Genomic DNA, 18,934 nt, shown 5'->3' with positions numbered 1-18,934 from the left:
GATGAAATCCGTAGAAGTCCGCCTGGAAAGACTGACCAAACACTACGGCGGTCAGGTCGTTGCCGTCGATGATGTTTCGCTGACCGTCAAGGCAGGGGAGATTCTCGCGCTTCTCGGTCCGAGCGGATGCGGGAAAACGACCTGCCTTCGCATGATTGCGGGGCTTGTCGATCCCACCTCGGGTGAAATCGTGGTCGGCGGCAAGCCGACCACGCGCACCCCGGTTCACCGCCGCAACGTTGGCATGCTCTTCCAGAACTATGCCCTGTTTCCCCATATGACCGTTGCCGAAAACGTTGCCTTCGGTCTCGAGATGCGGGGTATCTCCAAGTCCGACCGGGAAGGGCGCGTTAAACAGGCGCTCGATCTCGTTCAGTTGCATGCCTTCGGAGACCGGCTGCCGGCGCAGCTCTCCGGCGGCCAGCAGCAGCGTGTGGCTCTGGCCCGTGCCCTGGTGATCGAACCTTCCATGCTGCTTCTCGACGAGCCGCTCGGCGCACTCGACAAGGGCCTGAGGGAAAGCATGCAGGTTGAAATCCGCAGCCTGCAGCAGCGACTTGGTCTCACCACCATCATGGTAACCCACGATCAGGACGAGGCCCTGACCATGGCGGACCAGATCGCCGTAATGCGGGATGGTAATCTCGAGCAGATCGCACCGGCCGGCGAAATCTACCAGAAGCCGCTGACACGCTTCGTCGCCGGTTTCATCGGCGCTTCGAACTTCTTCGAGGCGAGCGTGGCAGAGCGCAATGGTCGTTCCGCAAGGCTGGTCACCGGTTCGGGCGTGCGGCTCGATGTTGAGGATATTGGGGCGGTTCAGGGCGAAAAGGTCGTCGTCACCGTTCGCCCCGAAGCGATCTCGGTCTCACCGCTTGCGGTGGGCGTAGATGAAAACGCCAGCAATTCCACCACGGCGCGGGTGGAGCAGGTCGTCTATCGCGGTTTCATGCTGCATTACTATCTGCGTCTCGACAATGGCGAGCCGATGATCGCTTACCGGCAGACCCAGACGGAAGGTTTCACCAATGCCGTCAGCGCCGCCGGTGACCGGGTGAGACTGAGCTGGACGAGCGACAGCAACCACGTGATCCAGCTGAATTGATGGTTTTATGGCCGGGGCGCTCATGCGGCCCGGCTTGTGAAGGGCGCAAATCCACATCGTAATTGCATAGCCGGCAAAATTACGGCACCGCGCTCCTGAATGGAATGCGGTGCCGTAACTTTTGGTACGTCAGAATATGAGGCGTGCCCCCGCTTCAGGCGATCACTTCGCGAGCCGGCACGACGCTGCCGCCGCAGGCTTCCACTTCGCTACGCACCGTGCGGGCAAGCTCCAGCGAGCCGGGTGTGTCGCTGTGAACAAGGATCGACCGGGCGCGAACGGGAATGATCTCGCCCTCGATGGTCGTGACCGTGCCTTTTTCCAGAAACTGGCGCACCCGCGCGCGAACTTTTCCCTCTTCCTTGATGACGGAATTGGGCAGCTTGCGTGGCACGAGCTGGCCCTTCACATCATAGGCGCGGTCGGCGAGGAAGAGATTGAGCACTTTTAGCCCGCAATCCAGCGCCGCCTTTTCGATCAGCATGTCCGGCATCGAAAAGACGATGAGATTGGGATCGACCGCCCTGATCTTTTTCATGATCCGTTCGGCAAGCGCCGCATCGCGATTGATCATGTTGCCCATGGCGGCATGGAAGCTGATATGGGAGAGCGCAACCTCCTGCGCCCTGGCAATCGCCGAAAGCGCGCCGAGCTGGTAGAGAACCTGCTGTTCCATTTCTTCCGCGTCGACGGGAATTTCGCGGCGGCCGAAGCCGAGACGGTCGGCGAGGCCGGGATGGGCGCCGACGCCGACGCCGTTCTGTTTGGCCAGACGCACCATGCGCGCCATCATTTCCGGATCGCCGGCATGGAAACCGCAGGCGACATTCGCCGAAGAGACGACTTCCATAAGCTTCTCGTCGTCGCAGACCTTATAGACGCCGAAACCTTCGCCCATGTCGGAATTAACATCGATCTTCATGGTTCCCTCTCCTTGTTCTTCAGGATTATCGTTTTGTCAGCGTGCCGAGTGCGGCGGTAACCAGCGGCAGGGTTCTGCGGATATCCGCGAAATAGGCGTCGATCGCCTTCTCGATCTCCAGCGCCTCCCGTACCGTTGCCTGCACGAAGCGGATGCGGCTGCCGATGCGGGCCTGGCCGAGACGCCACAGGTCACTGTCGATGATGCCGGCCATCTTGGGATAACCGCCGGCCGTGTTGGCGTCGCTCATCTGGATGATCGGCTCGCCACTTGGCGGCACCTGAACCACGCCCGGGATGACGCCATAGGAACGTAGTTCCACGGGAGCCGAAAGGGTCAGCGGTGTTCCGGCCAGCCGGTAACCGGTGCGGTCGCTCTGTGAGGTGATTTTCCAGGCTTCCGACCAGAAACGTTCGGCGTTGTCGCCGAAAAGATCATGTTCGGCGGCTGGAATGGCTCTCAGCAGCAATTCGCCGGTGTCGGACACCGGAAACATGTCCGGCATCGCTTCTGCAAGCGGCGTAAGGCCAAGGCCGCTTGCAGGCAGAGCGAGTGACTCGGATGGCAGAACGGGCAACCTGTCGCCAGTGGTGAGATGCCGTCCTTCGTGACCGCCGAATGAGCCGCGAAGAGAAGTGCTGCGCGATCCCATCACCACCGGAACATCGACGCCGCCCTGAAGGCAGAGATAGGCCCGCGCATTTTTCAGCGGGGTCGAAAGCTCGAGGATTTGACCCTTCTCGGCCCGCACACACCAGTAAGGCGGTAAATCCGCACCATCGAGCCGTGCAGCGCAATCCGCGCCGGTTACCGCGAAGGTCAGCGCCTCTTCGAATTCGATGCGGAAAGGAAAGGTCTGGATTTCAATCGCCGCGGCCTCTTCGCCGTTGCCGGCGAGAAGATTGCCGACCCTGAGCGCAATCGGGTCCATCGCGCCCGTGGCGGTGATGCCGATATTGCGGTAACCCGCGCGGCCGAGATCCTGCACTGTGTTCAGCGGTCCGCAGGCAAGAATATGGATCATAGTTCGATCCTTTCGGGAAGGAAGCGAACCCGGTCGCCGGGCGCCAGCACAGCTGGCTGTTCGGCCGTGGCGTCGAACATGGTGATTTCGGTGAAACCCAGCGAATTCCAGCCGTTTGGCCCGGTCAGAACCGAGATGCCGGACTGCATGCCGCCGATCGTCACCATGCCCTTCAGCATGCGCAGCGAAGGGACTTTCTTGCGCGGCATGAAAATGCGTGGATCGAGACCGCCGAGATAACCGAAACCGGGCGCGCTGCCGACGGCGAAAACCGTATAGGTGCGCTCGAAGTGAAGGCGCACGACCTCCTTATCGGGTAGGCCGGAATAATCGCAGATCGCCGCAAGGTCGATGGCGTGTTCGCCGCCATAGGTCGTGGGCACTTCGATGGTCTTGCCGAGAAGATCGAGCTCCGCCGTCCTTTGCCAGAGGTCGAGAAGCTCGTCCTGCAGATGCCCGGCATCTTCAGGCGTACCGCGCAGCACGATCAGCAGGTTGGTCATGCCGGGTATGAGTTCCAGCACCTCGGGACGATCTTTCAGCGCACGCGTCAGCGCCCAGATACGCCGCTGGGCGGGCAGGTCCAGCTCGCCGGGCGCTTCGATCAGAAAGGTCCTGTTGCCTATCATCGAGATTTTCGGCAGGCCCAGATGGGCGGGGGTGAGGTGGGGCGTTTTCAGCGGGAGGTTGCTCATCGACGTCACCATCATGTTTCGGTCTTGAGAAGGGTGGAGCCATAGCCGACAAGCACACCAGTTTCCGCCACGATTTCGCTGACGGTGCCGGCTTTTTCGGCGATGACCGGAACAAGCACGGGTCCAGCCGCGATGAATGCGACGATCTCGCCTTTCGCTACGGATTGTCCTGCCTGAACCGCCCGGTCTGGGCGCTGCGGATGGGCGGCTGTGAAGATGCCGGCCATCGGTGCACGGGCAAGAATATCCCCCGCCTTTACCGGCGCTTTGGTCGCTTCAATGGGCTGCTGTGCCGCAGAGGCCTGACCGCCTGCCATGGCAACGATCTTCAGTGACCCATCGGGGGTCTCGATCTCGATGGCGGAGACGTTGTTGCGCTCGAGGTGAGCGGCAAGATCGGCAATCGTGCCGGGCTTGCTGTAGCGGGATATGGAAACAGGCTGTCGTTTCACTGGGCACTCCGCGCTGCAAGCCAATGTTCGAGGTAGTGAATATCCGTGCCGCCTTCGGAGAAGGCCGGGTCGTCCAATATTTCCCGATGTAGCGGCAGGTTGGTGGAGACGCCTTCGATGCGCATTTCGCCAAGCGCGCGGCGCATGCGCAGAATCGCCTGTTCGCGCGTCGGCGCGTGGACGATGAGCTTGGCGATCAGGGAATCGTAGTGGGGCGAAACCCGATAACCCGCCGTCACATGGGTATCGACCCGCACGCCGGGGCCGCCCGGCAGGTGAAGGGCCGTTATCAGACCGGGGCAGGGAATGAAATTATAGGGGTCTTCGGCATTGATGCGGCATTCGATCGAATGCCCTTCGCAGGTGATGTCTTCCTGCGAAATCTCGAGCGGATGGCCAAGAGCGACGAGAAGCTGCTGGCGCACCAGATCCACACCTGACGTCATTTCCGTGACCGGATGTTCGACCTGCAGGCGGGTATTCATTTCGATGAAATAGAATTCACCGTTTTCATAAAGAAACTCGAAGGTACCGACGCCGCGATAACCGATCTGGCGGCAGGCTTCGACGCAGCGATTGCCGACGAAAGCGGCCACATCAGGCGGGATGCCGATGGCAGGGCCTTCTTCAACGACCTTCTGGTGCCGGCGCTGCATCGAGCAGTCGCGCAGCCCCACCCAGACGCCGCCGCCCTGGCCATCGCAGAGAACCTGAATTTCGACATGACGCGGATGTTCGAGGAATTTCTCGATATAGAGTTCCGGCGTTCCGAAAGCACGGCTTGCTTCCTCGCGGGTGACGAGAACGGCATCCTGAAGGGCGGAAGCCTCTCGAACGACGCGCATGCCGCGCCCACCGCCGCCGCCGGCCGCCTTGACGATGACGGGATAACCGATGTCGGCGGCGATTTTCGAGACTTCGGCCATGTCATCCGGCAGGGCGGAATCGGGGCCCGGAACGCAGGGCACGCCAGCCTCCATCATCGCCCGCTTCGCTGCGATCTTGTCACCCATGGTGCGGATGGCGTCGGCGCGTGGGCCGATGAAGACCGCTCCCGCCGCCTCCACGGCCTCCGAAAAAGACGCTCTTTCGGATAGAAAACCATAACCGGGGTGAACCGCGCCAGCGCCGGTCAGCTCCATTGCGAGCAATATGGCCGGCGCGTTGAGATAGCTCTGGCCGGGAGAGGCGGGGCCGATGCAGATGGCGGTGTCGGCCGCCTTCAGATAATCTGCGTCCTTATCGGCTTCCGAATAGACCATGACGGTCTTCAGGCCGAGTTCGCGGCAGGCGCGTTGCACGCGCAGTGCGATCTCGCCACGATTGGCGATAAGGACACTGTCGAATGCTCTTTGTTCGGCCGCTGCCTTTGGGAGTGACGCGTTCATCATTCGAACTCCAGCACCGGCTGTCCGAGTTCGACATCTTCGCCGTCATTGGCAATGAATCTGGCGATCCTGCCGCTGCGCTCGGCTCTCACGGTGTTGAACACCTTCATTGCTTCGATGATGAAGAGTTCCTGTCCATGCCTGACCTCATCGCCGGCTTCGACGAAAGGCGGCGTGCCGGGGCTTGGCGCGCGATGGAAAAGACCGAATGAGGGCGCTGCGACGATGCCGGATGGTACCGGAGCGGTGACGGTGGAGGCCGGCGCCTGTTCTTCGGCGCGCGGTGTCTCGGATGCTGTTTGCGCCACCGGAACAGGCTGGGGCTGCGGGGATGGCGATTGCAGTGAAACGGCGCTGTTTTCACGAATGATCCGGACCGTGGTTCCCTCCTGGCTCACGGTCAATTCGGACACTCGCGAAGAGCCGACAAACTCGATCAGTTTCTTGATCTTTTCCAGATCCATATTGGTTTCCAACGTCTTTTTGTATCCCCACGGCGACGGGCAAACGGAGCGGAATCCGCAGCCTGTCCATCAGCAATAGCTACCATGTGGGCAGCATTAATGGGGTCAGACGAAGTTCCTATGGACACTGCTTTGAGGTTTGATATCCAGCCTTTGCGTGGTGAAACGGTTCAAAGACGTCCGAAGGAACGAACCATGGAACCCCGCAAAGGCATTCTCCTTAAAATCTCCGCAGCACTTGCTCTGGTGTTGATGGGCGCCTGTATCAGCGGTCTCAAGGGCGAGATCCCCATCGGCCAGGTCGTCTTTTTCAGGTCGGCGGTGGCCATGCTGCCGCTCTGTCTGTGGATGGCTTCGCAGGGCGGTTTCCGGAGGCAGGTGGCCACAAGCCACATTGGCGGGCATCTGGTGCGGAGTTTCTCCGGCACCGGCGGCATGGTTTTCAGCTATCTGGCGCTGGCCTATATTCCGCTCGCCGATGCTACGGCCATCAGCTACGCGACACCGCTCTTCACGGTCATTCTGGCGATGCTGCTTTTGAAGGAAGTCGTCAGGATGTACCGCTGGACCGCGGTGGTCTTCGGGCTTTGCGGCATCGTGCTGATCCTGTCGCCACATTTTTCCTTCGATGTTGCGGATATCACTTCTGGCACCCGCGTTGCCATGCTCGGCGGTCTTTTTGGGCTCGCCGCGGCTTTTTTCTCCGCAATATCGATGATCCAAATCCGGCATCTGACGCAGACGGAAAATACCGGCGCGATCATCTTCTATTTCACCCTGCTCACCACCGTCATCGGTTTTGCGAGCATCGGCATGGGCTGGACAATGCCGACCGCGTGGCAATGGGCACTGCTGATCGGCACCGGTCTCATCGGCGGAACCGCGCAGATATTGGTAACGCTCAGCTTGCGCTATGCGGAGGCGTCGCTGCTGGCGCCGTTCGATTATACGACGATGATCTGGGCGCTGTTGATCGGTTACACCTTCATGGATCAGGTGCCGGCGCTCACCACCATTATGGGGGCGTCGATCGTGGTTGCTGCCGGTTTGTTCACGTTATGGCGGGAAAGGCGGCTGCATAAAAAGCGTATCACCGATGAGCTTACGCTCTCGGCTCCCTGATGGGTTGTTTCGCCAGCCGGCTTTCGCGCCACATGGCGAACAGTCCGGCAGCAATGACTGTCAGTGCGCCGACGATGGTTGCGCCAGTCGGAACTTCGGCCATGAAGAGATAACCGAGGGCGATCGCCCAGATCATCGTCGTATAATCGAAAGGCGCCAGCAGCGAGGCCTGGGCATGCCGCAGGCTGAGCGTCATGGTAATCTGGCCGATGCCGCCGGCGAGACCGCTGCCGGCGAGCAGCAGGAACTGGTGAAAATCCGGCATTTTCCATCCAAATATGATCGTGGTGAAGCCGGCGACAACTCCCGTCAGCGTATAGATGAGCACGATGCGTGACGGCTTTTCGATGCTGTTCAGGTGACGGACGGCGATGGAGGAAAAGGCGGCGCAAAGCGCACCGGTCAGCGCCAGTGCGGTTCCGATCATTGCAACGCCATCGATCCGGCCTGATGCGGTATCCAAGACCAGATTGGGTGATAAGGTGATAAAGACGCCGATGAAGCCGGTGAGCACGGCGGACCAGCGGAAAACCCGCACCTTTTCGCGCAAGAGCAGCGCTGCCAGCATGATGGTGAAAAGCGGCGTCGTGTAGCTCAGCACGGTCACATTCACCAGCGGCAGATAAGCGAGCGCCAGAAAGCCGAAGAACATGCCGCCAAGCCCGGCCGAGCTGCCCGCGAGCAGGCTGCCGATGTTTTTCCGGGCCGGGATGGTTATCCGCTCGGACGATGCGATGAACCAGAGACAGAGGGGAATGAGGGCAAAAAATCCCCGACAGAAAACGACTTCGCCCACCGGGATCGCCCCGTCCAGGCCCTTCACACAGGCGGACATGACTGTGAATGCCAGCATGGCCGTCAGCTTGAGCAAAATACCGGTCTTAGGATCCATCCCGCTCCCCATCGCAGCCAGGACCGTGTCATGGGAAAGAAGCGGAGAAAAGCCTTAGCCGGCTGTCATAAGAATCTTGTCTTACCCCATCACTTGCCCCATTGCCCACCTTTCGCGGAAAAGGGCTTTTTGCCCTAGGTCACGGCGGCAATTTGGTGTCATGATCACCTCGTGAACCGGCGGGAGGTGGAAGCGGGCATGTTGGATTTGCGCAGGCTGCGATATCTGGTCGCGATTGCCGATTGCGGCTCAATGTCGGCTGCGGCGCGGCAGTTGGGGATAGCCCAGCCGGCGCTCAGCCACCACATCACGGAACTCGAACGGCTGGTGGGTTTTCCCGTGCTGCACCGGCTGGCGCGTGGCGTGAAGGCGACGGAGAAGGGTGAAGTGCTTCTCGCCCATGCACGCGAGATCACCGAGAAGGTAAGGCAGGCGGAGGCGGAAATTCGCGCCATGGCCTATCTGGATGAGCGGGTGATCCGGCTGAGCCTCATCCCTTCCTGGGCCACGGCCTTTGCACCAAGCATCATCAGCGAGGTTGCCGCTTCGATGCCCAAGGTTTCGCTGCGGCTGATAGAGGCACGCAATGATGAATCGCTGCGCCTCATTCGTCTCGGCAAGGTGGATATGGCGGTTGCGCTTGTCGGTGCGGAAGAGAAGGCCGACGATCTCATCGTCAAGGAAAGCTTGTTTGCAGTTTCCTCAAGGCCACTCGGCCGGTCGATGCCGCTTGAGGCCGCGGCTAAGCTCAATCTGATCCTGCCGCCGAGAGATAATCCGCTGCGCGCATCGATAGACGAGGCCGCTGCCCGTGCCGGTATTGGGCTGAATGTGACGATGGAGATAGACGGGCAGGATACGATCAAACGGGCCGTAGGCGCCGGCATCGGTGCGACGATCCTGTCATGGAATTCGGTTCAGCAGGAGCAGGAGGCCGGCCAGCTTCAGGCCGCGCATATAACCGATCCGGTTATTTATCGCTCCATCCATCTGCTGAAGGGCAGGGAGGTGGATGAGCGCACCTTCAGGCTGTTTCGGGACCTGCTGCGGTCGGTCGCAAGGCGCGAACCTTCTTTCAACCCATAAAAGATTTGTATGGGTAGTTTGAAAACTCGGTATTTGTGTTGTTGATGGCTTGTTCCTAGCCTCCCCGGTGAAAGCGTATCGGGGAGGAAAAGATATGCGTTTGAAGACATCTCTGTTTGGCGTGCTGGCGGCTGCGGGAATCCTTGCTGCAGGAGGGGCGGCTGCGGAATATCCGGAGCGGCCGGTGACGCTGGTCATCGGTTATCCCGCCGGCGGCGGTACCGATATCCAGTCGCGGGCGCTGGTGCCTTATCTTGAAAAATATCTCGGCACATCGGTCGTGGTGGAAAACCGCGAAGGTGCCGGCGGGCTGATCGGCGCAACCTATATCGCCAATGCCAAGCCTGATGGCTACACCATCGGTGCGCTGAATTTTCCGTCCATGTATTCGCCGATCGTGCAGGGCAATGCCAGCTACAAGGAGGATGCCTTCACCCCGCTCGCAAACCAGATCGGCGGCGATCTGGCGCTGACGGTCAACAAGGTGTCGCCGATCAAGACCGCCAGGGAATTCGTCGAGGCGGCCAAGGCGAACCCGGTCGTCGTCGGCGTGACCGGCATCGGTCATCCGAGCCAGATCACTGCTCTGCTGTTTGAAGATGCGGCGGGCGTGAAGCTGAACTTCGTGCCCTTCAATGGCGGCGGACCGGCAAGGCTCGCCATGCTTGGCAACCACGTCACGCTCGGTTTCATGAACCTCAACGAGGTTTTTGCCGACAATCGTTCTGGCGCACTTCGTGTACTGGCCACATCAGGTACTGAGCGCTCGCCGCTCTCGCCTGACGTGCCGACCTTCAAGGAAGCCGGCTACGATGTTCAGTTCAGCCTGCTTGCCGGTTTCGGAGCGCCGAAAGGTCTGCCGGCGGATGTGGAGGCAAAGTTGGTCGATGCCTTCCAGAAGGCGCTGAAGGACCCGGATTATCTTGCCGACGCCAAGAAGCGCGAACTGACCACGCTGCCGCTGACCCAGGTCGAATTTGCCGAGGCGCTCAAGAAGGGCAACGCCAATCTGGCCGAGCTCTGGAAAAGCAAGCCCTGGACAAAATAAGCGGCCGGTACCGACCGCTTCTCGCCCCAACAAATAACGCTTGGGCCGGTCTGCGGCCCGGCTATGACCCACTGTTGAAAGGAACCAGGCCAATGGCCCATGTCATCCGCAATTTCCAGCGCCCTTCCAAGGCCGATATCGAGGCGATCAGCAAGTTCAGCCCCGCCACTATTCATGAGGCGCAGGGCAAGCTCGGCGCTCTCGATTATCGTATCAAGCCGATCAAGCCGGGCCTGAAAATTTGTGGCCCGGCGATCACCGCGAAATGCCACATCGGCGACAATCTGATGATTTTCGAGGCCATCAATCTGGCAAAGCCCGGTGACGTGCTGGTGATTGATGGCGGTGACAACCCCAATCAGGGCGGCTTCGGCGATGTGCTGGCTGCCGCCTGCATCGGCAAGGGCATTGTCGGCTTCGTGGTCAGCGCCGCCGTGCGTGATGGAAAGGGTCTGCGCGAGATCGGTTTCCCGGTTTTCTCACTCGGCCTTTGCATGAAGGGCACCTCAAAGGACACGCTCGGCACCATCAACCATCCGGTCGTGGTGGGCGGCGAATTGATCAGCCCCGGCGATATCGTCTGCGGCGATGATGACGGCGTTGTCGTCGTTCGCGAGAGCGATATCTCGAAACTCGTCAAGGCCTGCCGGGAGCGCGACGATCACGAGAACCACATGATGGAACTGCACCGTCAGGGCAAGATGGATATCGAGGATCGCTACGAAATGATGCGCTCGAAGGGATGTGTCTGGGCCGACTGAGCCAGCAATCCGGCATCTGAATACGCCGTGTCGGGAGGCGCGGCGTATTTCTCAATATGGAGGGGAGATAATCATGGCCGAACACGGCTCGAAACTGACGGCGAATATTCTGTCCGGGGCTTTCTTTCTGGTGGCCGCCGCGGGGCTTTATTACGGCGCGCGGCCGCTGAGCATGGGCACTAATTTCCAGCCCGGACCCGGCTATATGCCGACGGTGATCGCGGCTTTGATGTTCGCACTCGGCATCGCGCTGCTTTTGCAGGATTTACTGGGGAAGACACCGTCCGAAGCCTGGGTGGCGCCGAAAATGCGTCCGTTTCTGGCGGTCGCCGGCATTGTCGGTTTTGCGCTGCTGATCGAGCCATTGGGCTTCATTGCCGCCGCTTTCGTACTGATCGTGCTCGCCTGCATCGCCTATGGCAGGATCCGGCCGGTTGAAGTTCTGCTACTTTCGGCAGTGCTCATCCTTGCCTGCATCCTCATTTTCGTTGTCGGCCTCGGACAGAGGATACCGCTGCTGCCATGACCGATCTTCTTTCCAATATCATCCTCGGTTTCGGTGTGGCCGTCACGCCGGTAAACCTTTTCTACTGCCTGCTTGGCGTCACACTCGGCACGATGATCGGCATCCTGCCGGGCATCGGCCCTTCCGCCACCGTCGCGCTGCTTCTGCCCATCACCTATACGATGCCGGATACGGCGGCGCTGATCATGCTCGCGGGCATTTTTTATGGCGCGCAATATGGCGGCTCGACAACGGCGATCCTCGTCAACCTGCCGGGCGAATCCTCATCCGTCGTCACCTGCATCGATGGTTATGCAATGGCCCGGCAGGGCAGGGCGGGTGTGGCGCTGGCCACGGCGGCGCTCGGGTCGTTTTTTGCCGGCACGGTGGCGACTGTCTTGATCGTCGTTGTCGCAAAGCCGCTTTCGGCCGTGGCGCTTGCCTTCGGGCCGGCCGATTATTTCAGTCTGGTGATCTTCGGGTTGCTGTTTGCCGTTTTCCTGTCGAGCGGATCGCCGGTCAAGGCGGTCGGCATGATCGCCTTCGGTATCGCGCTCAGCCTCGTCGGCATAGATCCGACTTCCGGCGAGCAAAGGTTTACCTTCGGCATGGCGGAACTGTTCGACGGCATCGATTTCGTGGTGCTTGCCATCGGGCTTCTCGGCGTCAGCGAAATTCTCTTCAACCTGCAGCAGGGCGTGGAGCGGGATGCAGGGGCAGCAAAGACCGGATCGCTGATGCCGACCCGGCAGGATTTCAAACAGGCCTTTCCCGCCGTGTTGCGCGGTACCGCGCTCGGCTCTTTCCTCGGCGTGCTGCCCGGTGGTGGTGCGATCATGAGTTCGTTCGCGAGTTATGCGCTGGAACGCAAGATCGCCAAGGACCCGTCCCGGTTTGGCAAGGGCGCAATCGAAGGGCTGGCGGGGCCGGAAAGCGCCAATAATGCCGGCGCGCAGACCTCCTTCATTCCGCTTCTGACGCTCGGCATTCCCGCCAATGGACTGATGGCGCTGATGGTAGGCGCGATGATGATCCAGGGCATTACACCGGGACCTGAAGTCATGCAGTCGCGGCCAGACCTTTTCTGGGGGCTGATCGCCAGCATGTGGGTCGGCAATCTTTTGCTTCTGGTGCTGAACCTGCCGCTGATTGGCATCTGGGTTCGCCTTCTCGGCATTCCCTACCGGTTTTTGTGCCCCGCCATTTTGATGTTCTGCGCCATCGGCGCCTATGGCCTGTCCTACAGCGTCGTCGATGTTCTGTTCTGCGCGGTCTTCGGCATCGTTGGCTTCTTCCTGCGCAAGATCGGCTGTGAGCCGGCACCTCTGGTGCTGGGCTTCGTGCTCGGTCCGCTTCTGGAACAGAACATGCGCCTCGGGCTGCTGATCTCGCAGGGTAGTTTTTCGACATTCGTCACCCATCCGATCAGCGCCACCCTGCTCGCTTTGTCTGCCATCGTCGTCATCATGATGGCGATGCCGGCGATCATGCGCCGCCGCGAAGTGGTGTTTCAGGGTGACGAGGACTGACAATCAATCGAGCCGGCAATGCCGGTCAATCAAAGGTGAACCATGCATATTCTGATAATCGGCGCGGCCGGAATGATCGGCCGTAAATTGACACAACGCCTTACCGCGGACGGAACGCTTGGCGGTGTGAAGATCAGCCAAATGACGCTGACGGATGTTTTCGAGCCGGTTGCGCCGAAAGGCTTCGACGGCACGGTGACCCTCGAGCGCAGCGATCTGTCGAACGCCGGTGTTGCCGAAAAGCTGATCGCAAAACGGCCGGATGTGATCTTCAATCTCGCCGCCGTGGTTTCGGGCGAGGCAGAGGCCGATTTCGAGAAGGGCTATCGTATCAATCTCGATGGCGGACGTTCACTGTTCGAAGCCGTTCGTCTGGAGCATCAGAAGGACGGATACCGGCCGCGCGTGGTGTTCTGCTCGTCGCTCGCCGTGTTCGGCTCGCCATTCCCGAAGGTGATCGGCGATGAGTTCCTGACGGCTCCGCTGACCAGCTACGGTACGCAGAAGGCGATCGTGGAGCTTTTGCTCGCGGATTATAGCCGCCGTGGTTTCTTCGACGGTGTCAGCATCCGCTTGCCCACCATCTGCATCCGTCCCGGCAAGCCGAACGCGGCCGCCTCCGGCTTCTTCTCCAATATCCTGCGCGAACCGCTGGTGGGCCAGCAAGCGGTGTTGCCCGTTGCTGATACCGTGCGCCACTGGTTCGCCAGCCCGCGTTCGGCCGTCGCCTTCCTGCTGCGCGCCGCGACCGTCGATCTTTCCGGGCTTGGCGTTCGTCGCAATCTCATCATGCCGGGGCTTTCGGCCACGGTTGCCGACGAGATCGAGGCTCTGCGTGCCTTCGCTGGGGAAAAGGCTGTGGCACTTATCAAGCGTGTTCCCGACGAGCGGATCATCCGGATCGTCGACGGCTGGGCCGAGGATTACGATCCGCAGCTCGCTCTGTCCCTCGGCTTCCGGGCGGAAACATCCTTCGCCGAAATCATTCAGGCGCATGTGGAAGATGAGCTGGAAGGGAAAACGGCATGAGTGGTGGAAAGATCGCACTCGTCACGGGTGGAGGAACAGGCGTCGGCAAGGCGATTGCCGAGGCGCTTCTGGAAGATGGTTACAGCGTTGCGATCACAGGGCGGCGGCGTGAGGTTCTGGACGCCGCTTTCGGCGAATGGCGCGAACATCGAGACCGCGTTCTGGCCGTCACGGCCGATATTTCCGTTCCGGCCGATGTCGAACGGCTGTTCGCCGAGGTCACCGGTCGTTTCGGTCGTCTCGATCTTCTGGTCAACAACGCCGGCATGTCGGCACCGGCGGTCCATATCGAAGACGTGTCGTTCGAAACCTGGAACGCGGTGGTCGGGGCCAACCTCACTGGCGCTTTCCTCTGCACGCAGGCTGCGTTTCGCCAGATGAAGGCGCAGTCACCCCAGGGCGGGCGCATCATCAATAATGGCTCAATTTCGGCCACCACGCCGCGTCCGCGGTCCGCACCTTACACCTCGACCAAGCACGCCATTACCGGGCTTACAAAATCGGCCGCTCTGGACGGTCGGGCGTTCAACATCGCCTGCGGGCAGATCGATATCGGTAATGCCAGCACTGAGATGACCCGCGCCATGGCCACCGGCGTGCTGCAGGCTGATGGCAGCACCGCCATTGAGCCGACCATCGATGCCGGCATTGTCGCCAAAGCCGTGGTGCATATGGCCTCGCTGCCGCTGGAGGCGAATGTGCTGACCATGACCGTGATGGCGAGCGGCATGCCTTTCGTCGGTCGCGGGTAAGGAGCGCGTATGAAGCCCGATCTTCTGCAAACCTATCCGCTCCAGCCGCAGATCGAAGCTGAACTGCAAAAACGCTTCCGGGTCCATCGCTGGCACGAAATATCCGACAAGCAGGCATTTTTGCAGGCGGAGGCGGCGTCGATAAAGGCTGTCGTCACCGGCGGCCATATCGGCGTTGCCCCTGAACTCGCCACCTGCCTGCCGGCTCTTGAAATCGTCGCCATCAACGGCGTCGGCTTCGACAAGGTCGATCTCGATCAGGCCCGCGAACGCGGCTTCAGGGTAACGAACACGCCGGATGTGCTGACTGAGGATGTTGCCGATCTCGCCATCGGCCTCTCCGTCATGCTGCTACGCCAACTCGTCAACGCCGATCACCATGTCCGGTCCGGCGCATGGAAAAGAGGCGAGATGCCGCTCGGCAACAAGGCCTCGCGGCGCCGTTACGGCATTTACGGGCTCGGCCGCATAGGCCGGGCCATTGCGGCGCGGCTGGAAGCTTTTAACGCGGAGATTTCCTATTTCAGCCGGCAGAAGCAGGATGTGGCTTATGAATATCATCCAACGGCGGTGTCGCTCGCGAGTGCCTGCGACGTCCTGATCGTCGCGGCGGCTGCAACGCCGGAGACGAAACACGCCATCAACCGAGAGGTGCTGGAGGCCCTTGGGCCGGACGGGGTTCTCGTCAATGTTGCCAGAGGGTCGCTTGTCGATGAAAAGGCGCTGGTCGATATTCTCTTGGCGGGTGGGCTGAAAGGTGCGGCCCTCGATGTCTTCGAGAATGAACCGCATGTTCCCGAGGCACTCTTCGGCATGCGCAATGTGGTCCTCGCGCCGCATATCGGCGCCGCCACCCATGAGACACGGCTGGAAATGGGCGCGTTGGTTCTCGCCAATCTGGACGCGCATTTTGCGGGGAGAGACTTGCCGACGCCGGTCGTTTAGGCGATTTCGCCGGTTCTGGCGGTGACGGGGCGGTTGTGCCTTTTCGCCGGCCGGACTGATGCAGTGCCGAAAGTACCGTTCGCATCCGTCATCCATACAAGTTGCTTATTACTCCAAAAAAAATCGGTCTTAGGCAAGCGATGAAAGCTTCACTAATGTTTGGTCAACGATAGGGGACAAACATGCCATTCTCAGACTACAAGACCGCACTCGTGACCGGCGCATCTTCCGGAATTGGCGCCGCCGTTGTCGAGCGGCTTTGCCGTGAGGGGCTGGAAGTCCATGCGGTTGCCAGAAGTGCGGATGCGCTGAAGCAATTGGCGAAGCGCACGGGTTGCTTCGCGCATGTCATCGATGTGACTGACCGGCCTGCTCTTGCAAAGCTCACCAGCGAGGTCGCGTTCGATGTTCTCGTGAATAATGCCGGTGTCGACCGTCCGAAGAAATTTCTGGAAGCGGATGAAAGTGATATCGATCTCCTGATCGACGTCAACCTGCGCGCCGTGCTGCATCTCTGCCGCATGGTGGTGCCGGGCATGGTGGCGCGTGATCGCGGCCACGTCATCAACATCTCCTCTATCGCCGGTAATTATAATTTCGGCGGCAACTCCATCTATCATGCCAGCAAGGCGGGCGTGGCGATGCTGTCCAACCAGCTGCGGATCGATGCTTTCGGTAAACGTGTGCGGGTGACGGAAATTTGCCCCGGCCGCGTTGCAACCGACATATTTACGCATGTGCACGGCAATGATCCGAGCATTCGCGAGCGCTTCATCGACGGTTTTGAACTGCCGCAGGCGTCCGATATCGCCGATGCGATCGCCTTTGCCATCGCCGCACCCGTGGCCATGAATATCGGCCATATGGAAATCACCCCGACGCTTCAGGTCATGGGCGGGCTGCAGACGGCCAAGCCCCAGACGGTTGAAAATCGACCGGCTGAAAATAAAGCCGCGGCGGGCGGAGCCGGAGGAAAAGTCGCGTGAGCGGTTTTGACCTTTGGGCAATCCTGAGCAATGCGGACTATGTCTCGATGCTTTTGCATGGCATCCAGATGACGTTCATCATCTATGCCGGCTCATGGCTGCTCGCCATGTCGCTGGCCATTGTGCTGCTTGCCATTCGCCTGTCACCTTTCCGCTTCGGTGATCCGCTGGTGGCGGCCTATGTTTCCTATCACCGTAACGTTCCGACACTGGTGCAGTTGATGCTCTGGTATTTCGGCGTTTTCACACTGCTGCCAAGCGGGCTGGCGAACTGGCTGTCCAGCCACAACGCGGAATCGATCTTCGCCATCATCGGCCTCGGCCTCTGTCAGGCTGCCTATTTCAGTGAAGATCTGCGTTCCGGCGTGCGCTCCATCAATCCCGGTCAGATGGAAGCGGCGCGTGCACTCGGCCACAGCTACGTCTCGGCCATGCGTTTCGTCATCATGCCGCAGGGCGTTCGCAACGCACTGCCGCCGCTGATCAATCACAGCACCTCGCTGTTCAAGAACAGCAGTCTCGGGGTTCTGATCGGGGCACCCGAACTCACCCATGCGGTCAAGGAAGTCGAAAATCTCAGCTTCCGGACGTTTGAAGTCTATCTCGTCGCCACCGTGCTTTATCTGTTCTTCTCGCTGCTGATCATGGGTCTCGGAGCCTATATCTCCATGCGTGCCGATCCACTGCGGAGGGCACGGGCATGATCCATGACATGATCGCAATCGTGCAGGATTACTGGCTGCTTCTGCTGATTGGCCAATATCCCAACGGGCCGCTGGGCGGCCTTGCCAACACGCTCATCCTGTCGGCGCTCAGTATCGCGCTCGCCTTTCCCGTCAGCATCCTGATGGCGCTGGCGCGGCTGTCGAAATGGCGGCTCCTGCGCTGGCCAGTCACCGCCGTGGTGTATTTCACCCGTGGCGTGCCGCTGCTGATGCTCATCCTCTGGAGCTATTTTCTCGTTCCGTTGTGGACCGGTGCAGATGTGCCGAGCTTCGTTACCATGCTGGCAACACTCGTCATCTATCAGGGCGCTTTCATGAGCGAGGTTGTGCGCGCTGGCATCGTATCGCTTGGGGCCGGACAGATGGATGCGGCGCGGGCGCTGGGGCACGGATATTTCAGCGCGATGCGCTATATCATCCTGCCGCAGGCGCTCTACAACATGATCCCGAGCCTCATTTCGACTTTCGTGTCCACCATCAAGGACACGACGCTTGGTTATGTCATCAATGTGCCGGACCTGACTTTTGCGGCGAACCAGGTGAATAACCAGCTCCTGACACAGCCTTTCCAGGTCTTCCTCATTCTGGCGATGGTTTATTACATCATCTGCTGGTCGCTCACCCATGTCGCCAATCTTCTCGAGCGGCGCATCGCCCGCCGGCGGGCAGGCCCGCGCGGCAAGCTCGCGGCAGACGCACCGGCCCCCGCCAATATCGTTACGGAGCAGCTATGACCGCGCCAGTTTCCGCCACTCAGGAATACACCATCACGCTTTCGCAGGTCTGCAAAAGCTATGGCGATTATCAGGTGCTCAAGGATGTCAACGAAAACGTCACCCGTGGCGAAGTCGTTGTCATCTGCGGACCGTCGGGCTCCGGCAAGTCCACCCTCATCCGCACGATCAACCGTCTGGAGGAGATCAGCAGCGGCTCGATCATGCTGGATGGCAGGAACATCCATGCCCAGATGCGCGCAAAGGAGCTGAATGCCCTGCGCAGCCGGGTGGGTTTCGTCTTCCAAAGCTTCAACCTCTTCCCGCATCTTTCAGTGGTCGAGAATGTCTCCATGTCGCCGATCCGGGTGAAGGGCGTTTCTCCGGCTGTTGCCCATGACAAGGCGCTGAAGCTTCTTGATCGCGTTGGCTTGGCCGACAAGGCCAGCTCCTACCCGGCCCAGCTCTCCGGCGGCCAGCAGCAGCGCGTCGCCATCGCGCGGGCGCTTGCCATGGAACCGCCGGTCATGTTGTTCGACGAACCGACGTCTGCGCTCGACCCGGAAATGGTCGGCGAAGTGCTCGCTGTCATGAAGAGCCTCGCTGCCGAAGGCATGACGATGCTCTGCGTCACCCATGAAATGGGCTTTGCCCGTGAAGTGGCTGACCGCATCTGGTTCATCGACGCCGGGCGCATTCTCGAGACTGCCAAACCAGACGAGTTTTTCAAAAATCCGCAACACCCGCGTGCCCAGCGTTTTCTCGCTGATCTCAGGCACTAGGGCGAGCTG

21 protein-coding genes are annotated in these 18,934 nt (G+C 60.3%); 14 read left to right on the top strand and 7 right to left on the bottom strand.

Annotation, left to right across the window (positions count from 1 at the left end; translation table 11 throughout):
- Position 1: 1 nt before the first annotated feature.
- Entirely contained in the window at positions 2–1,105 is a 1,104-nt protein-coding gene (locus tag EXN68_RS15260) for an ABC transporter ATP-binding protein (RefSeq protein ID WP_142841678.1), read from the top strand.
- 154 nt (positions 1,106–1,259) lie between these two features.
- Here EXN68_RS15260 and EXN68_RS15255 read toward each other — a convergent pair whose 3' ends face one another.
- The 6 genes from EXN68_RS15255 to accB are packed head-to-tail and all read right to left on the bottom strand — an operon-like array spanning position 1,260 to position 6,050.
- Positions 1,260–2,027: a 5-oxoprolinase subunit PxpA gene (locus tag EXN68_RS15255; RefSeq protein ID WP_142841677.1), complete on the bottom strand. Its 768-nt coding sequence runs from the start codon at positions 2,025–2,027 to the stop codon at positions 1,260–1,262.
- Positions 2,028–2,052: 25 nt separating this feature from the next.
- Positions 2,053–3,051, bottom strand: coding sequence for a 5-oxoprolinase subunit C family protein (locus EXN68_RS15250; RefSeq protein ID WP_142841676.1), 999 nt, complete (start codon positions 3,049–3,051; stop codon positions 2,053–2,055).
- Positions 3,048–3,761: a 5-oxoprolinase subunit PxpB gene (gene pxpB / locus EXN68_RS15245; protein WP_135396973.1), complete on the bottom strand. Its 714-nt coding sequence runs from the start codon at positions 3,759–3,761 to the stop codon at positions 3,048–3,050. The genes EXN68_RS15250 and pxpB overlap by 4 nt, the downstream gene beginning before the upstream one ends.
- A complete protein-coding gene (locus tag EXN68_RS15240; protein WP_142841675.1) occupies positions 3,758–4,198 on the bottom strand; it encodes an acetyl-CoA carboxylase biotin carboxyl carrier protein in 441 nt (146 codons plus the stop codon). Before EXN68_RS15240 ends, pxpB begins: the two co-directional genes overlap by 4 nt.
- Positions 4,195–5,589, bottom strand: a complete 1,395-nt coding sequence (accC, locus tag EXN68_RS15235) for an acetyl-CoA carboxylase biotin carboxylase subunit (RefSeq protein ID WP_142841674.1) — start codon at positions 5,587–5,589, stop codon at positions 4,195–4,197. The genes EXN68_RS15240 and accC overlap by 4 nt, the downstream gene beginning before the upstream one ends.
- Entirely contained in the window at positions 5,586–6,050 is a 465-nt protein-coding gene (gene accB / locus EXN68_RS15230; protein WP_142841673.1) for an acetyl-CoA carboxylase biotin carboxyl carrier protein, read from the bottom strand. The genes accC and accB overlap by 4 nt, the downstream gene beginning before the upstream one ends.
- 195 nt (positions 6,051–6,245) lie before the next feature.
- Between accB and EXN68_RS15225 the strand changes: the two genes are divergently transcribed.
- A complete protein-coding gene (locus EXN68_RS15225; RefSeq protein WP_142841672.1) occupies positions 6,246–7,172 on the top strand; it encodes a DMT family transporter in 927 nt (308 codons plus the stop codon).
- On the opposite strand, the gene EXN68_RS15220 is transcribed toward EXN68_RS15225, so the two are convergent.
- Positions 7,153–8,064, bottom strand: coding sequence for a DMT family transporter (locus tag EXN68_RS15220; protein ID WP_142841671.1), 912 nt, complete (start codon positions 8,062–8,064; stop codon positions 7,153–7,155). The two genes, EXN68_RS15225 and EXN68_RS15220, sit on opposite strands and share 20 nt — an antisense overlap.
- A gap of 198 nt (positions 8,065–8,262) precedes the next feature.
- On the opposite strand from EXN68_RS15220, the gene EXN68_RS15215 reads away from it, so the two are divergent.
- The 12 genes from EXN68_RS15215 (at position 8,263) to EXN68_RS15160 (ending at position 18,925) form a co-directional block, all read left to right on the top strand.
- Entirely contained in the window at positions 8,263–9,150 is an 888-nt protein-coding gene (locus tag EXN68_RS15215) for a LysR family transcriptional regulator (RefSeq protein WP_142841670.1), read from the top strand.
- A 94-nt stretch (positions 9,151–9,244) separates the two neighbouring features.
- Positions 9,245–10,198: a tripartite tricarboxylate transporter substrate binding protein gene (locus tag EXN68_RS15210; RefSeq protein ID WP_142841669.1), complete on the top strand. Its 954-nt coding sequence runs from the start codon at positions 9,245–9,247 to the stop codon at positions 10,196–10,198.
- Positions 10,199–10,290: 92 nt separating this feature from the next.
- Positions 10,291–10,959 carry a 4-carboxy-4-hydroxy-2-oxoadipate aldolase/oxaloacetate decarboxylase gene (locus EXN68_RS15205; protein ID WP_127755462.1) on the top strand — a complete coding sequence of 223 codons (669 nt, stop codon included), beginning with the start codon at positions 10,291–10,293 and terminating at the stop codon, positions 10,957–10,959.
- A 73-nt stretch (positions 10,960–11,032) separates the two neighbouring features.
- Positions 11,033–11,485, top strand: a complete 453-nt coding sequence (locus EXN68_RS15200) for a tripartite tricarboxylate transporter TctB family protein (protein ID WP_065117261.1) — start codon at positions 11,033–11,035, stop codon at positions 11,483–11,485.
- A complete protein-coding gene (locus EXN68_RS15195; RefSeq protein WP_142841668.1) occupies positions 11,482–12,993 on the top strand; it encodes a tripartite tricarboxylate transporter permease in 1,512 nt (503 codons plus the stop codon). The genes EXN68_RS15200 and EXN68_RS15195 overlap by 4 nt, the downstream gene beginning before the upstream one ends.
- 42 nt (positions 12,994–13,035) lie before the next feature.
- Positions 13,036–14,022: a D-erythronate dehydrogenase gene (denD, locus tag EXN68_RS15190; protein ID WP_142841667.1), complete on the top strand. Its 987-nt coding sequence runs from the start codon at positions 13,036–13,038 to the stop codon at positions 14,020–14,022.
- The gene (locus EXN68_RS15185; protein WP_142841666.1) at positions 14,019–14,774 is read left to right on the top strand and encodes an SDR family oxidoreductase; all 756 of its coding nucleotides are present in this window, start codon (positions 14,019–14,021) and stop codon (positions 14,772–14,774) included. Before denD ends, EXN68_RS15185 begins: the two co-directional genes overlap by 4 nt.
- Before the next feature lie 9 nt (positions 14,775–14,783).
- Entirely contained in the window at positions 14,784–15,719 is a 936-nt protein-coding gene (locus EXN68_RS15180; RefSeq protein WP_142841665.1) for a 2-hydroxyacid dehydrogenase, read from the top strand.
- Positions 15,720–15,901: 182 nt separating this feature from the next.
- Positions 15,902–16,705 carry an SDR family oxidoreductase gene (locus EXN68_RS15175; protein ID WP_142841664.1) on the top strand — a complete coding sequence of 268 codons (804 nt, stop codon included), beginning with the start codon at positions 15,902–15,904 and terminating at the stop codon, positions 16,703–16,705.
- On the top strand, positions 16,702–17,409 hold the full coding sequence (locus tag EXN68_RS15170) for an amino acid ABC transporter permease (RefSeq protein ID WP_142841663.1): 708 nt from the start codon (positions 16,702–16,704) through the stop codon (positions 17,407–17,409). Before EXN68_RS15175 ends, EXN68_RS15170 begins: the two co-directional genes overlap by 4 nt.
- Complete coding sequence (locus EXN68_RS15165) at positions 17,406–18,164, top strand: amino acid ABC transporter permease (RefSeq protein ID WP_142841662.1); 759 nt, start codon at positions 17,406–17,408, stop codon at positions 18,162–18,164. The genes EXN68_RS15170 and EXN68_RS15165 overlap by 4 nt, the downstream gene beginning before the upstream one ends.
- Positions 18,161–18,925 carry an amino acid ABC transporter ATP-binding protein gene (locus tag EXN68_RS15160; protein ID WP_142841661.1) on the top strand — a complete coding sequence of 255 codons (765 nt, stop codon included), beginning with the start codon at positions 18,161–18,163 and terminating at the stop codon, positions 18,923–18,925. The genes EXN68_RS15165 and EXN68_RS15160 overlap by 4 nt, the downstream gene beginning before the upstream one ends.
- Positions 18,926–18,934: the final 9 nt, after the last annotated feature.

Origin of the sequence: Martinezella rhizogenes, from assembly GCF_007002745.1 — a bacterium.
Classification (GTDB): domain Bacteria; phylum Pseudomonadota; class Alphaproteobacteria; order Rhizobiales; family Rhizobiaceae; genus Agrobacterium; species Agrobacterium cucumeris.
The sequence above is the reverse complement of the archived record's forward strand: the minus strand, read 5'-3'. Positions and strand labels throughout refer to the sequence as shown.